At 44.2% G+C, this 15,018-nt stretch carries 10 protein-coding genes; 4 read left to right on the forward strand and 6 right to left on the reverse strand.

Annotated elements, in window-relative coordinates:
• Positions 1-150: 150 nt before the first annotated feature.
• The 3 genes from V7K41_RS22390 to V7K41_RS22400 form a co-directional block, all read right to left on the reverse strand.
• On the reverse strand, positions 151-1,305 hold the full coding sequence (locus tag V7K41_RS22390) for an FAD binding domain-containing protein (RefSeq protein ID WP_334851738.1): 1,155 nt from the start codon (positions 1,303-1,305) through the stop codon (positions 151-153).
• Positions 1,302-2,576, reverse strand: a complete 1,275-nt coding sequence (locus V7K41_RS22395; RefSeq protein WP_334851740.1) for an NAD(P)/FAD-dependent oxidoreductase — start codon at positions 2,574-2,576, stop codon at positions 1,302-1,304. Before V7K41_RS22395 ends, V7K41_RS22390 begins: the two co-directional genes overlap by 4 nt.
• A gap of 205 nt (positions 2,577-2,781) precedes the next feature.
• Entirely contained in the window at positions 2,782-3,447 is a 666-nt protein-coding gene (locus V7K41_RS22400) for a DsbA family oxidoreductase (RefSeq protein ID WP_334851742.1), read from the reverse strand.
• A gap of 127 nt (positions 3,448-3,574) precedes the next feature.
• Between V7K41_RS22400 and V7K41_RS22405 the strand changes: the two genes are divergently transcribed.
• The 3 genes from V7K41_RS22405 (at position 3,575) to V7K41_RS22415 (ending at position 7,861) form a co-directional block, all read left to right on the forward strand.
• Positions 3,575-4,534: a LysR family transcriptional regulator gene (locus tag V7K41_RS22405; RefSeq protein ID WP_334851744.1), complete on the forward strand. Its 960-nt coding sequence runs from the start codon at positions 3,575-3,577 to the stop codon at positions 4,532-4,534.
• Positions 4,535-4,873: 339 nt separating this feature from the next.
• Entirely contained in the window at positions 4,874-6,667 is a 1,794-nt protein-coding gene (locus V7K41_RS22410; protein WP_334851746.1) for a protein kinase domain-containing protein, read from the forward strand.
• Between the two features lie 981 nt (positions 6,668-7,648).
• Positions 7,649-7,861: a hypothetical protein gene (locus tag V7K41_RS22415; protein ID WP_104908896.1), complete on the forward strand. Its 213-nt coding sequence runs from the start codon at positions 7,649-7,651 to the stop codon at positions 7,859-7,861.
• A 66-nt stretch (positions 7,862-7,927) separates the two neighbouring features.
• Here V7K41_RS22415 and ribD read toward each other — a convergent pair whose 3' ends face one another.
• From ribD to V7K41_RS22430, 3 genes are all read right to left on the reverse strand, one after another.
• A complete protein-coding gene (gene ribD, locus V7K41_RS22420; protein ID WP_334851749.1) occupies positions 7,928-9,145 on the reverse strand; it encodes a bifunctional diaminohydroxyphosphoribosylaminopyrimidine deaminase/5-amino-6-(5-phosphoribosylamino)uracil reductase RibD in 1,218 nt (405 codons plus the stop codon).
• Positions 9,146-10,443: 1,298 nt separating this feature from the next.
• Complete coding sequence (locus V7K41_RS22425) at positions 10,444-11,775, reverse strand: serpin family protein (protein ID WP_334851751.1); 1,332 nt, start codon at positions 11,773-11,775, stop codon at positions 10,444-10,446.
• Between the two features lie 399 nt (positions 11,776-12,174).
• A complete protein-coding gene (locus V7K41_RS22430) occupies positions 12,175-13,770 on the reverse strand; it encodes a S8 family serine peptidase (protein ID WP_334851753.1) in 1,596 nt (531 codons plus the stop codon).
• A 218-nt stretch (positions 13,771-13,988) separates the two neighbouring features.
• Here V7K41_RS22430 and rpe point away from each other — a divergent pair, with 218 nt between their 5' ends.
• Complete coding sequence (rpe, locus tag V7K41_RS22435) at positions 13,989-14,696, forward strand: ribulose-phosphate 3-epimerase (RefSeq protein WP_334851755.1); 708 nt, start codon at positions 13,989-13,991, stop codon at positions 14,694-14,696.
• Positions 14,697-15,018 lie beyond the last annotated feature (322 nt).

The raw sequence follows: 15,018 nt of genomic DNA on the forward strand, positions 1-15,018 counted from the left end.
GATTCCGGCTCATTAAGTAGGTCAGCAGAATAAAACCAAACTATGTTAGCAAAAATGAACGAGGCTAAAACCCTCTTCCCTCCTGCCTCCTGCCTCCTGCCTCCTGCCTTATCCTAACGACAAAAATTTACGCCCACCTACTTAATGACTTCATTGCTCTCCCTCCCAGCGCTCTGTACTATAGATAAACTGGGATTGCTCTCCCAAGGCTTGACCGTGTTTCCATAGCCGCATTCCCAGCGCCAGCTGATCGCCTTCCCAAGCGGAGAGTGCTTCTGAAACATCCTGACGATCCATCAGGGCATCGACGAGTGCGATCGCGTTTGCTGCTGCTTTTGAAGTACTCGCTGCGGTGTGCGGGCGGGGGATGAACGCTGCATCTCCCACCAAGGCAATGCGATCAAAAGCCATTTGGGGCACACCCAGATCCAGAATGGCTTGCACAAACGGTTCTTTTGTTGCTGCCACTAGCTTTTGAAACGGAGTAACTAAGACTCGATTTGCATACGATCGCATCTCTTGTTCTACAGATGGCGCGATCAGACCGGGTGGAATCGAGAAATCTCGACGCTTGCCGTGCTTATCAGTCAGAATGTGCGGCAATTCAGTTGTTTGATCGTAATTGACATACCACACCCAATTAAAGCGACGTTCTCCCGGCACAAGCGATTCATTCTCGCCTGGAATGACGTATTGCAGGATGTGTGAATTGGGAAACTGATAGAACACAAAGCGCTCGGTAAAAATGGCAGCCGTTTCTCGGTCTAACTCCCATTCATTGACTAAGCCGCGATAACCAACATAGCCTGCATACTGAGGTGTGTAACTAGCCAGCAGCAATTGGCGGATGGTCGAATTCGGCCCATCAGCTCCTACCAATAAATCGCCCGTCTCACGAGTCCCATCCGCAAAGATGGCTGTCACCTGATTGTCGTTTTGCTCAATCTCGCTTAAGCATTTCCCTTGATGGTAATGCTCATCTGGAAATTGCCGCCGCATCGAAGTGTAGAGCAAGTTCCAGGAGGTCAAGGTTTGACGCATCGGCATTCGTTGAATGCTGCCATCCCGCTTCAAGTAATAGCGCTCCTGCGCCACAACACCCAGGTTGTCCTGGGGAATGCCTGCGCGTTGAAACGCTTCAATCACATCAAGCTGAAGCACAATGCCGCCGCCACGACTGTCGAGCGTATGAGGCGATCGCTCATAAATATCGACCTGCCAACCAATTGATCGCAGCAGGGTTCCCGTAAATAGCCCCGCCAGCGATCCACCGATTATAATGGCACGACGATCAGTAGCGTTCATCTGTTTTCCTCCAGATATTGATGCACAAACGTAACCGCCATCGCCCCTTCTCCCACAGCCGAAGCGACACGCTTAACTGAGCCGTGCCGCACATCTCCTGCCGCAAACGAGCCAGGAACACTCGTTTCTAAGAAGAACGGGTCGCGATCGCAAGTCCAGCCCACTGGCGGATGACCTGCTTTCAGCAACTCCGATCCAGTGATCAGATAGCCTGCATCATCTCGAATAATGAGAGTATCCTTTGCCCAGTCCGTGTTCGGAACACCGCCAATACACACAAACAATCGCTGAGTATCGACCTGTTGGACAGTTCCAGCCTGCCTATCTGCGATCGTGATTGCTCGCAGAATTACGTCCCCATCTAATCCTGTGACTTCAGCGTTGAAGCGGACTTCGATATTAGAAGTGCTGGTAATTCGATGAATTAAATACTGTGATAGCGTTGCTGCTAGATTACTGCCGCGAATCAACATTGTCACCTGTTTGGCATAACGCGAGAAGTGTAGTGCTGCCTGACCCGCCGAGTTACCACCGCCCACTACAAACACATGCTCATCACGACACATCGGCGCTTCACTTGCGCCAGCCCCGTAAAATACGCCCAGGTTGAGAAATCGATTTTCATCTGGAACATTCAGCCGTCGATACTCCACACCTGTAGCACAAATGTTGGTACGGGCAATCATTTTGCTGCCGTCTGCTAAATCAACATAAATACGATTGTCTTTAAACTCAGCTTTGATGCCTTCGCGCAACAGCAACAGTTCAATCCCAAACTTAACAGCTTGCTGCCGCGCTCTCTCAGCTAAATCTGCCCCGCGAATTCCTTTAGGAAAACCCATGTAGTTCTCAATCAGTGAACTCGTACCCGCTTGTCCACCCACCGCGTGACGCTCAATCAAAACCGTGCGTAGCCCTTCGGATGCAGCATATACTGCCGCACTCAAGCCCGCCGGGCCTGCTCCATAAATTGACAAATCGTATTCACGGAATTTTGGCTGTGTCACCCAACCCAGTCGTTGAGCAATTTCTCGAATGGAAGGCGAAAAGAGTTGCGTACCATCTGGAAACTCAACCATTGGCAAGCGGAGATCGCTTAGGGCTGAAAATCCTAGTTCTCGATTGCAGTCTCGATCGTTCGTAAGTTCAATCCAATCAAATTCCACCACACTGCGATTCAGGAAGTCTCGAATTTCATAGGCTTCTGCTGAATTCGGTAAACCATAAAGCCGAACTTTTGCAGCAGATTGTGCAGTTGTATCGTTCATCATTGTTTTGTGATTATTGATTAGGACTTACGCACACTCTACGAATTCTTCTCTACGAGACGCTACGCGTTGGCGCTCTTGGCGTCTTCTCTACGAGACGCTGCGCGTTGGCGAAGCCTCTCGCAGAGAAGGCGGTTCGATAAATTAAGCTTTTTAGCAATTTTTGCGTAAGTCCTGTTGATTTTAGTTGTGATTGCAACGGGCGTGATTAAGCGGTTGCTAATTCATTCGTTGCTTGTTGCAAAGCTGCCAGAAAGACTTCAACTGATTGCGCTCCAGATATGATTTCTCGACCAATGCGAATCGCCGGAACACCATGAATTCCTTGGGCGTAGGCGTAGCCCGTCGTAGACATCGCCTGTTGTTCTAAGTCTTTGACTTCTTGAATTCCTGCTTCTGACTCCAGAAACGCCTTCACTTGAGCAGCATCAATGCCGATCTCTGCTGCCAAAGTTGCTAGAGTCTCAACATCACCAATGTTTCGTCCTTCTGTGAAATAGGCATTGAAAATGCGGACAGCCATCTGTGTCGCTTTGCCTTGATTGCCTGCAAACCAGGTCAATCGATGTGCTTTCAGGGTGTTGGGCGTGACGGTCATCAGATCGTAACGGAAGTTAATATTATCAGCTTGTGTTGCCTGCACCGTTTTTGCGTCCAACCCTTGCGAGTATTCCCAACTGCCAAATTTGCCAGTGCGATAGGCTTTGCGATCCATTCCGGCTTCTGGCATTTGCGGATTTAGCTCAAAGGGAAACCAAAGGTACTCAATCTCAACAGCAGAATTTAGTTGGGCGATCGCTTGATTCAACCGCGTTTCTGCCACTAAACACCAAGGACAAATGAAATCAGAAGTAATTGCGATCGTCAGCGTCATCGTTGCCTCCTTTGGGACTGTTCTGCTGTTGATAGTTTCACTTTAATCTCATTTGAAAAGAATGTTAATCTACTAAATACGCTAAACACCTTTGCGTTTTTTGCAATAAGTAGTTGAAGGGGATGCAATGGATCAACTGGCAGCGATGCGATCGTTTGTCAAAGTCGTAGAAACTGGTGGCTTTTCTGAAACTGCACGGCAGTTAGAGTTAGCCGTCTCCTCGGTGACGCGCCAAATCAATTCCCTAGAAGCGATGCTGAACACTCAGTTACTCAACCGCTCCACGCGCAGCATCACGCTCACACTACAAGGGCAGAAGTACTACGACAAAGCCGTGCAAATTCTGCAAGATGTAGAAGAAGCTAACCTTTGTGTTATGGAACAGGGTGATGTTCCGCACGGCACTTTGCGAATCAGTCTGCCTGTGACCTTTGGGCGGCTGCACATTGCTCCGATTCTGAGCGATTTTCTGATTCAGTACCCAGAAGTGAAACTCGACCTCCAACTGAGCGATGGACTCGCAAACCTGGCAGAAGCCGATCTAGATTTGGTCATCCGCATCGGCAACCTCGATCGTTCCAATGCCAATCTAATGGTTCGCAAACTCGCGACCTACCATCGCCTAGTCTGCGGTAGCCCAGCCTATTTTAAGCAACAGGGTAAACCGAGTCATCCAAACGACTTAACTCAGCACAATTGTTTGCTGTTTGCTTATTCTACAAATCATCAAATCTGGCGCTTCCAGCGTGAGACAGAAGTGTGTGAAGTGAAAGTGAGTGGGTCTTTAGTGGCAAACCATTCGGAGGTGCTGCGTCAAGTTTGTTTAGATGGTAGTGGTTTGGTCTTGATGCCAACCTGGTTGATCGGTGAAGATATTAAAGCTGGACGATTGCAGGCAGTGTTGTCTGATTTTCAAATTTCTCCACAAACCGATCGAGATACAGGCGTTTATGCGTTGTATTTACCCAATCGTAAGCACTCGCGACGCGTTCAAGTGTTTATGGATTTCCTGATTCAGCAATTTGGCAATCCGCCCTACTGGGAGATAGAAAGTTTGGCTTGTTGCACTTTCGACTCAGACAGTTGAGAAAGAAGCAAGGGAGCAGGGAGCAGGGAGCAGGGAGCAGAAAAGGGATTCAGCCCCCACCTGCTAGCTTCCCGTAGGGTACGAGAGCCACTTAATAGAACTGGGGGACTAAGACCCATGCTCTGCTCTGCTGCACAGCAGGAGGATGGTGTCATTTCCCCCTGCTCCCTGCTCCCTTCCCCCTGCCTCTTCGTTGATTTCCCCAAATCATTAGCTACGCCCATTCTCAATTCAGTATCTATAACTCATCAACTCATCTGATGTACATTTGGAAAGGGCGATGTCTGACGACAAGCCCAGAGGCGAAATGTCTCCGGTTGTCTACGCTTGTAATTTTTCATGACCATAACCCTCCTGAACAATCGCTATCAAGTTATCCAGGTAATCGGCGCTGGTGGGTTTGGCGAAACCTTTCTAGCAGAAGATGCCCACATGCCTTCTCGCCGTCGCTGTGTAATCAAGCAACTTAAACCGATAACTAATAATGACCCGCAAGCCTACCAACTTATCCAACAACGGTTTGAACGGGAAGCAGCAACCTTGGAGTATTTGGGTGAAAGTAGTAACCAAATTCCCAAACTCTACGCCTACTTTTCTGAGAATGGACAATTTTACCTCGTCCAAGAATGGATTCACGGTCAAACCCTGACGAAAATTGTCGAAGCCAAAGGATTTGAGAGTGAAACTGCTGTTCGGCAAATTCTCTTAAGTCTGCTTTCAGTCTTAGATTATGTTCATAGTAAAGGCATTATTCACCGGGATATCAAACCAGATAACATTATTCTGCGCTCTGCTGATGGCAATCCAGTTTTGATTGATTTTGGTGCAGTCAAAGAAACAATCCGTTCTGTGGTGAATTCTCCAGGATACCCCACGCGATCGCTCGTCATTGGTACGCCTGGGTATATGCCTAGCGAACAAGCCGTTGGCCGCGCAGTTTACGCCACTGATATCTACAGCTTAGGTTTAACGGCGATTTATCTGCTGACTGGTAAACACCCGCAAGGACTACTAACCGATCTGAAAACTGGGGAAATACTTTGGCACCAGCACGCCCCTAACGTCTCTTCCCAATTGGCAGGGGTACTCAATCAAGCAATTAAGCCTCATGCTGGCGATCGCTACAGCACTGCTAGTAAAATGCTATATGCCTTGCAGTCATCTGCAAATACTTCCACAGTCAGTTTTTCTCCCACTACATCGACTCGACAAACCCAGCCATTATATTCACCACAAAAAAATTCTGCGATTCGAGGGTCTTCCACTTCTGGAAACTGGCAAAAATCTGCTGTGATTGTTGGTAGTTTGCTCATCGGTGGCTTGATTGGTGCAGTAGCAATTCCTAGCATCATTCGCCAGCAACAACCAGAAACAACGATTGGCACAAGTCCCACGCCATCGCCAGAATCTTTTCCGACTTCTGCATCTACCGAACCACCCGTTTCTTCCCAAACTTCTCCAGTCCCAGTTATCCCTAGCTCACCAGCACGACAGCGACCAACCTCTAATCCCCCAGCTGTATCCATACCACAGCCAGAAAAACAGCCTGTCACTTCAGATACTCCAACTCCAGCACCGATAGCAGTATCCACGCCACAGCCAGAACCAAAGAATGAGGCCGCAGTTCCCAAACCAGAAGTTCCTTCCACACCAAAAAACAGCGATCGGTCGCCTAGTAAATTAGCTACCACTAGCCAAAGCGTTCCCGCATTTCCTACAGGTACACCAAGAAGCGCCGTAGAAGCTACCCTCGGCAAACCAAATCAAGATTTAAGGGGCGCATGGGGCAAGACTCGTGCTGTCGTTTACAAATTAGTGCCCAACAAAATTGACCTTGGCTACTTATTCGATCGTAATTCTAAAGTGCTACGCCAAACTGAGGTATCTTTTGCCCAAACGGTAGACCCACAGGTAATGGAGACTACCTTGAATGGAATGTTAGCAGGGCAAGCCACGGAAGAAATTAAGCAGGGACTCAAACAAGTACAACAGCGCCAATCTGATAATTTTAGTTTTAAGAATGGCTCAGTCAAAGGCCAAATTATCCGCCAAGAATGTGATTTTATTTATATCAGCATTTGGGATGTAGACTTACATAATTTTGTGAGTCCATCTACAGCTAAAAAGTGTTAATGTCTTAATGATATATTTTTAACATTTCCTTTACTAGATATTGCTAATAATTTACCAGAATTAAGTGCTGAAGAACCATTGATTTTCACAGCAGACTCAAACTAATGCATTGCCTACACAAGAGGTAATTTTAAAAGTCCTGAAAGGTATAATTTGACTCTTTTGATTTTGCTCGGATGCAAAGACAAATCAAGGTCTCAGCCATGTACTGAGATTCTATGCTGCGATCGCTATGAAAGCAAATACCCTTTTAAAATATCCTCTAATTCTTGAGAATCTGTATTTCCCATACCCAATGCCTTATGCCCATTTTAAAACTGATCCCTCTTTAATCACTATCGGTAGAGAAAAATCTAAAACCCTTATTTCTCATTACTTTTATCAATTTAGACGTAGACGTAGGTTGGGTTGAGGAACGAAACCCAACACCCAAAGACCTTAGAGGTTGTTTAAAAAGTGGTTAACTGTGATTTTAGACACTTGTTGATCCCCCCTAGCCCCCCTTAAAAAGGGGAGAATTAAAATCAAAATCCCCCAATTTATCGGGGAGCCACTGCGGTCTTGGGGTCTCCCCAAGTGGAGCACGTGGCGTGGATTTAGGGGGGTCTAAAACTATTTGATACATCATTAGGGACTTTTCAAATATCCTCTTAGAAAAGTTGGGTTTCACTTTGTTCAACTCAAGCTACATTTATTTTTCTTTCCCCAAAGTGATAGAAGAGGGCTGATACCAATTCTGTATAAAGATATGCCAAATTATATAAGGAATGAACCGCAAAGGGCACAAAGGAAGAAAGAAAATTTGGCGCAGCCTTACAAAGAAATGGTATGAATTTAAAATTCTTAATCTTCATAAAGTTATAAATACCATTATTAAGTTTTTAATAATACTTGTCTCAGCTTCTATATTCATGTCGTAAATTGCGATCGGAATTGTGTAATCTAAAGACAGCTAATAGCTCATTATTCAATCGAGGTCTGATGACTCCTACAATCATGCGTCAGCTTTGGTCAGTGGTTGAAACCGCGCAAGCCAAGCTCCTCTTACAACTGGATGATGCTAGCTTGGTGCAGTGGTTAGTAAAACAAACCGAAACGCAAGTGTTGTTAGATTCTAACGAAACTGATTTTCTTAGCCACTACATTCAATCTCGACTAGCCCTTATACGTGATATTGCCCATGAACGCCAGTGATCGCGATGCCTACGGCGGGCTACGCCAACGCAAAATCAAGATAAATAGATCGATCGTCAAGTGTTATTACTGTTGACTATTAGCTTTTGGGGAAAAATAACCTTCTACTAAGCAGTCAGAGCCTACTACACGCCAACGAACGCGTTCTAAAGACAACGCCTCAGTCATGGTAGTAAAACCTAAATCGCCCACTGGTGTGGGAGCAATACTACCACCAATGATTTTTGGGGCAATAAATGCCAAAACTTTTTGCACTGCTCCTTGAGCGATCGCACTAGCAGCTAAGGTACCACCACACTCCCACAGCACGCTACAAAAACCTCGTTCATATAAGTACGCCATTGCCTTATCCGGGATAAGTGATGCTAATTCCACCACCTCTACACCCTGTTTGAGCAACAGTTCTTGGAAGTCGGGATTAGCACCCTTCTGTGTCAACACCAAAGTTGGAGCATCCGCAGTTTGCCACAGATGGGCACTTTCCGGTAAGTTGAGATGGCGACTCATCACCACTCGCAGGGGATTATGTGCCCCCACCTGATGGCTGGTTAAGTAAGGATTATCTTGTCGGACTGTATTACCGCCGACAATTATGGCATCACAAGCCGCCCGCACTAGATGTACTTCACTGCGGGCTTCTTGACTTGTCACCCAAGTGCTATGACCAGAGGTAGTAGCAATTTTGCCATCTAAAGTCATGGCATATTTTAAAATTCCCAAAGGTCGCTTGTAGAGAATGCGATGCACAAAAGCTTCGTTTAACTGACGGCAAGCTTCTTCTTCTACTCCTACCAACACTTCGATTCCCGCTGCCCGTAAACGGGCGATGCCACCTCCAGCCACCAGTGGATTGGGATCAACCATACCCACTACTACTTTTGCCACCCCTGCTTTAATCAATCCTTCCGAACAAGGGGGAGTACGTCCGTAGTGATTGCAAGGTTCGAGGCTGACATAGATTGTTGCACCACGAGAGCGATCGCCTGCTGCTTTTAAGGCAAACACTTCTGCATGAGGCTCACCTGCGCGAGGATGAAATCCTTCACCGACAATCTCGCCATCCTTGACAATCACTGCTCCCACTAACGGATTTGGCGAAGTCCGCCCTAAAGCACGGCGAGCCAGTTCCAAACACCGCAGCATCATGCGAGAGTCAAAGTCACTTCCTATCTTTTGCTTCGGTGGTGAATTCGAGCCAGCTGCTGACTCCACTATTCGTGTATTTTCCTGAGTGTAATTTGGTAAAGATGCATCTGCTTGAGCGACCACTGGGGAATTATCCATAATTTTAGGCAATACTGTAAATATTCTGCACGCGATCGCGCAGTCTCTCCACAAAAGAATCGCGGTTTGTTCCTGATAATTAAACAGTAATATCTAGGCGCTATTATTGGCTGTCTCAACTTACATGAGTCTGTAATATTCACACTTACAGTTCAGGGTAACTGAAAGTTTGAGACATTTCAAAACCCTTCATTTGGATGAAGGGTTAATAGCATCCGGTCAGAGGAATTATTTTACACAATTCCTGGAACAGTAGGTTTATGACTTTACTCATGAGCTTGCCTTGGATGTGCTTACCACCTAGCGAGACTTAAGGGACTTCCAAATAAAAAAAAATATCCCATCGCTTTTAGGGCAGGGGGCAGGGAGCAGGGAGAGAGAAAGTCGTTTTGATTCGGTGAAATTGGATAATTTATTTCTTGGAAGTCCCTAAACATTTTTGAAGCAAAAACAAGCCTCAAACCCATACACGGCAAGGAAAATACACCAAAGGCTCAAAAATGCTTGAAACCCAGATATATCAACAAACCAGGCAAACCGATGTCCAAATCTCTCTGTATATACATTTGAGGCTTTTTTCTAGCTACTTTTTGTCTAAGTCCCACTACTTGAAGAGAGTTCAAAGTTATTACCTAATTTTGTATTTAAAGAATTATTACAACGCCAACAGCAGGTAGTAGATATTAACCCAGATAGTTTAATTGTCGTTAGCCGTCAGATAGCAGAGGCAGAAGTCGATGATTTGGGATTTGATTTAAATATCGAAGTATATTTTGTAATTGGAGATACAAAAGGTCAAAACCATTTTCGGGCTAATCAAATAGTCCTTTGGTCGAATATATAGGGTGATGAAGAACAGACTTTTGATTTAGAAGATGAACTAAAAGAACAATTATGGAAAAGTTATCAAATTCAGTTGCTTTTTGATGAAAAAAAGCAGCAAACAATTGAACTGGAACTATCACAAACAGATGATTATGCCACAAAGTTAGAATTTTTCCTATCACTAAAAATATCTTCACCATCCATAGTTACCTTTACGGATAATGACTTCTAAAAATTATTATCTACATATACAGTGAATGTAAATTAATCATTTATATTCACTTAGTATTTTATTTTTTGGAAGTTCCCTTTTAAAAAGATCGAGTCTTCAATCCCTCCTAAGTAAGTGGGCAGAATAAAACCGAACTGTATGAAGAAAAGTAAATAAAGCTCAAACCCTTTTTCCCTCTGCTCCCTGCTCCCTGCCCCCTGCCTTATCCTAACGATAATTATTTACGCCCACCTACTTATCCTCATTGTGGCTCGATGATTGAACCCATAAACAAAATGTTTCCCGTCTGATTATCCCTGATAGCACAGAAAAAGGGACGATCGACAATCATTCGGAATGGTTCTGGTTCCTCTCTCAAAGATGTTGCTACTATTCTCACTGAAGTAGCCGCAGCCGCTTCAGTGCCTTCTTCATTTACTTCAACAAAAGTTTTATGCTTAACTTGGCTAATAGAAAAGTTTTTACCCATGCCAGAAAAATTGGCTTTGTTGCTGAAAGCCTCCCCCATACCTAAAGTTTTTAAAGCATCATTGAGTGTAATATCGTAATCTGTTTTGAAGCGGGGTAGGCGAATAAACCCTTTTTGATTGTTGAACTGAGTCATCCATTTTTCCCAATTCTCAACATTCAAGTTTTGATAAAACGCTTTGAGGTTAGAATGATTTTTGGGTAGGAATATATAAAAACTTATCTTACCATCTTTACCATAAGGTAAACTAACTGCCTGAAATTTTTCGCTTTCATAGTATCTATAATCACCCTCCTGCGACATCATTGGGTGTTGTTTTTGCCTGCTAGATGTGATGTAAAAAGGGTATGGAGCAGTTTGCTTTTTGTCAAACTCTTTACTCCAATTACCTTTAAAATATATGGCATTAATCAGAAATAACACCTGATCTGGTTCAATTTTTTCAACTATTTTAGTGATTTTACCGTTAGTATTTTCTTTGATCCAGTTATTGATAATACTAGATGCAGCGGCATCTTTAAAGTTTAAATTGCTGACTTTGGCTTGATAGAAGTCCTGGGTTTTATTGATAAAGTCTGGCGCAAAGCTAACATCTTGATTTGCCCAAAGTGAGTTAGCAATTTTCAATTGCACTTTCGTATCTGAATTATCTAAAAGCTGTTTTAATACCGCCGCGTAAGAAGAGTTGATTTCTGGTATAGCAATCCCCTGTAATTCCAGGGTTTTTGCCATTGCTTGTTGAGTCGAGCCGCTAGCGCCGTTGTAAGTCATAGCAAGAGCGATCGCAATACTCGAAGGTGAGATAAAAATATTCTTCTCACCCCGATCGTTTTTCAGAAGTTCTGAAAATAGTTTAAAGCCAAACTTATTGCTAGACTCAACGATTTTTGTATCAGTTTTGGCTGTTTTTTTTTGCAATGGAGTTTCTGGCTGAGGTAAACTAGATTGGGCAAGGGCACTTTTATTACTATCGACTTGAGAACACCCTAATACACTGAATAGAACAACACTTGCAGCAGCCAGAGCATAACGTCTGCCCAGACTAACACCATAACGTCTTTGCAGGAAATTTTCTTTCGCATCACTCAATTTCTGCCGATTCATTCTGCTACCTCACTTGCCAAAGATTCCCGATCTGTGCTCAGAGTTGACGCAGATACTGTGTCAATGACTAACTATTGCATTTACTCCAATACAAAAATGGGACTGTTACAGTTTTTGTAACAGCAAATTAGTAGCTTAGAGGAATTAAACACAATTTGTGGAGTTGGTAATTCCTTATTGAGAAGGCTATACAGACGAGTTATAAAAAATTTTGATTTTTAAGAATTTTTATCTTTACGTATAAACGTATTGTAAGCTACGTCATCATAAAATAATCACTTCTGTGAGGTTTTTATAGATCGAATAACGTTTCTCAGAGGCACAAAATCTCGTTCCCATGCTCGATATGGGAACGAGAAAAACGCTGTAATTTTACACAGATATTTGTGCTAATCTATTTCAATTAATAGGTACAGTCCACCAAGCTAAACTGTAGGGTTGAGTTGCTTCATTCAGCTTTTGACGAAACTGGACACGGATTTTGTAATTGCCAGTAGCACTAACGGGGCAGAAAATGTGTTCTACACTATCAATTTGGCTGATTGAGGAGCAAACAGCACCAGCATCAGAATTTTGAGCATCAGCTTTTACTAAGTAGAGGTCAAGATTATTCAAACCGCGATCGCGAAAATTTTCGCCTACGTCATATTGCTGGTTTTTATTTTTATCGTTGAGTTCTACCAATCGATCCCAACTCAGGGTGACAGCAACAAAACTTCCCTGCTTTAACGGTTTTGCTAATATATAGTCAATAGATGCTCCAACATCAACTGTGCGATAATCCCAACCGATAGCCGGTACCGCAGCTGATGCCTGCCATTGACCGGCACTAAATTGCTGATAAGCGCGAAATGCATTCAAATGACCCGCTCCCATTTGGGCATCCAAGGGAATCTTTGGATCTTTATAAGCATCAGAATCTAACCAGTTTTGATTTTGCTTATCAATTAGGGTTCGAGTCATTCCCAACCGTAGGCCATCGCCGCTATCTAGAATTTTGTCTGCTGAATTCAGCAATACAGCTTTCATCACTTGATGACGCCGAGAATCAATGCTCCAGTGGGGTTGTTTTGTCCGCATTTGTCGGTTAGCAAGTTCTTGTAACAGAGCAACAGTAGCTGTAACTTGAGGTGCTGCAAAACTTGTACCTGTAACCTTGTTCAATTTGCCATCTGGATTGAGCAAAGGAATATTATTCCCAGGAGCAACTAAACTGATAGCGCGACGCCCATCAAGGTCAAATTCCCTTCCAGCGAGTCTTCCATTCACACCTTGGTTAACACCCGCCAGATTAGCCACGTCTACTTTGTTAAAAACTCCCCCTCGGCGGGATGAAAAAGCCACGTTTATTCCGTTAAAATTATCTGTAGGAATAGGAATACCGCCTTTGCCCTGGTTGCCAGCGATCGCATACAAAACATCATGAGCGCGACTAGACCAATCAACACATAAAGTTAGTAAAGCATTGCCGTCTAAAGTAGCTTCCGGTCGAGGATCGCGGCTCAGAGGTTCCCCAAAGCTAAAGTTAATCGCACGGACATCGCCACTATTTTGGAGCGCTATGTGCTGTGCCGATAAGCACTCTTCTGGCTGACCCATATTTTTAGTCGAACCCACCGCTGATGAATACAATCGCGCTCCTGGAGCAACTCCTGGCAAAGCTTTGTCTTGACTCACCATCACACCAGCGACATTGTAGGCGTGGGGGTCAACACCAGTATTAGACTTAGCTGGGCCATTGCGTAAGAAAACCGCAGCTACAGATATAGCACGATTTTTAGACACCGCCTTATCCCACCCAAACATTCCTGGCCGACCAATTTCCACTTGACCAATAGCAATCTTACGGCCGATTAAATTATAAGGAGGTTTGTGTAGCTTCAGAGCATCAATGCCGTTAGTTCCTAGTCCAGATTCTAAAGCTGAAGCAATTACCGGCGCACTCAGACAAGAAGCAGTTAATCCCCAAAATATCCAGGTTAGTTTTTTAGTCATTAGTTATTAGTCATTTGTCATTTGTCATTGGGCATGGTGAAGAGGACAAGGAGAATTGGGGACAAGAGAAAGACTTGTTGCAAGTTTTAAACTTTTGTCACCTTGCCTCCCCTGCCTCCCCAGTCCCTACTCCCCAAAAAACCGGGATCAAAATTATGAGTCTTGCTCAATGTTTTGTTACAATGCGTACAGACGAGGACGCTTAAAACCCACTAGCCATGACCCAAAACCGATCTCAAAAGCCCATTGTAATTGCTCCATCTATCCTATCAGCCGATTTTAGTCGTCTGGGTGACGAAATTCGCGCCATAGACGCGGCTGGAGCAGATTGGATTCATGTTGATGTAATGGATGGTCGTTTTGTACCTAATATTACGATAGGCCCTCTGATTGTGGAGGCGATTCGTCCGATTACGACCAAGCCACTGGATGTCCACTTGATGATTGTGGAGCCAGAAAAGTATGTAGAGGATTTTGCTAAGGCGGGTGCCGATCATATCACCGTACACTGCGAACATAATGCTTCTCCACACCTGCACCGCACCTTGGGGCAAATTAAAGAGCTTGGTAAGAAAGCTGGAGTTGTACTTAATCCTGGTAGCCCTCTAGAACTAATTGAATACGTTTTAGATTTGTGCGATTTAGTACTGATTATGAGCGTCAACCCTGGTTTTGGTGGTCAAAGCTTTATCCCTGGTGTATTACCCAAAATCCGCAAGCTGCGCCAAATGTGTGATGAACGTGGTCTTGACCCGTGGATTGAAGTAGATGGGGGACTGAAGGCAAATAATACCTGGCAAGTTTTAGAAGCGGGAGCCAATGCGATCGTTGCTGGTTCAGCTGTGTTTAACGCTAAAGATTATGCTGAGGCTATTACAGCAATTCGCAACAGCAAAAGTCCTACTCCAGAATTAGCTAAGGTTTAATTCATTTTTGAATTAACCATTAAACAAGAAATGTAGCAGTGCTACGTCTCTACAAGACTTCTAGATTAATTTCACCAGATGTCTATTCTCCACAAAAAATAAGGTGGGCAAATTGCCCGCCTTATTTATTTTTCTATACAGATAAAAAACTGGAAGATATTCAAGTTTTGAACTTCCAGTCTTGCTATATAAATTGAAAGTTTAGAAACCAAAGATAATCCAGGTTGGGAGGACTAGGATTACAATAGTCGAAAGAGAAGCGTATAAGCTACTAGTTCTACCAGCCAAAGACAACAATTAATTTCACCGTAACTTTTCTATT

The sequence above is a fragment of the Nostoc sp. genome (genome assembly GCF_036917415.1).
Classification (GTDB): Bacteria; Cyanobacteriota; Cyanobacteriia; order Cyanobacteriales; family Nostocaceae; genus Nostoc.

What these genes read in the sequence shown, in the direction of transcription:
- V7K41_RS22425 (WP_334851751.1), bottom strand. Translation starts at nt 11,775, where the DNA reads ATGAATCGGCAGAAATTGAGTGATGCGAAAGAAAATTTCCTGCAAAGA.
- V7K41_RS22390 (WP_334851738.1), bottom strand. Translation starts at nt 1,305, where the DNA reads ATGAACGCTACTGATCGTCGTGCCATTATAATCGGTGGATCGCTGGCG.
- V7K41_RS22415 (WP_104908896.1), top strand. Translation starts at nt 7,649, where the DNA reads ATGACTCCTACAATCATGCGTCAGCTTTGGTCAGTGGTTGAAACCGCG.
- ribD (WP_334851749.1), bottom strand. Translation starts at nt 9,145, where the DNA reads ATGGATAATTCCCCAGTGGTCGCTCAAGCAGATGCATCTTTACCAAAT.
- V7K41_RS22430 (WP_334851753.1), bottom strand. Translation starts at nt 13,770, where the DNA reads ATGACTAAAAAACTAACCTGGATATTTTGGGGATTAACTGCTTCTTGT.
- rpe (WP_334851755.1), top strand. Translation starts at nt 13,989, where the DNA reads ATGACCCAAAACCGATCTCAAAAGCCCATTGTAATTGCTCCATCTATC.
- V7K41_RS22395 (WP_334851740.1), bottom strand. Translation starts at nt 2,576, where the DNA reads ATGATGAACGATACAACTGCACAATCTGCTGCAAAAGTTCGGCTTTAT.
- V7K41_RS22400 (WP_334851742.1), bottom strand. Translation starts at nt 3,447, where the DNA reads ATGACGCTGACGATCGCAATTACTTCTGATTTCATTTGTCCTTGGTGT.
- V7K41_RS22405 (WP_334851744.1), top strand. Translation starts at nt 3,575, where the DNA reads ATGGATCAACTGGCAGCGATGCGATCGTTTGTCAAAGTCGTAGAAACT.
- V7K41_RS22410 (WP_334851746.1), top strand. Translation starts at nt 4,874, where the DNA reads ATGACCATAACCCTCCTGAACAATCGCTATCAAGTTATCCAGGTAATC.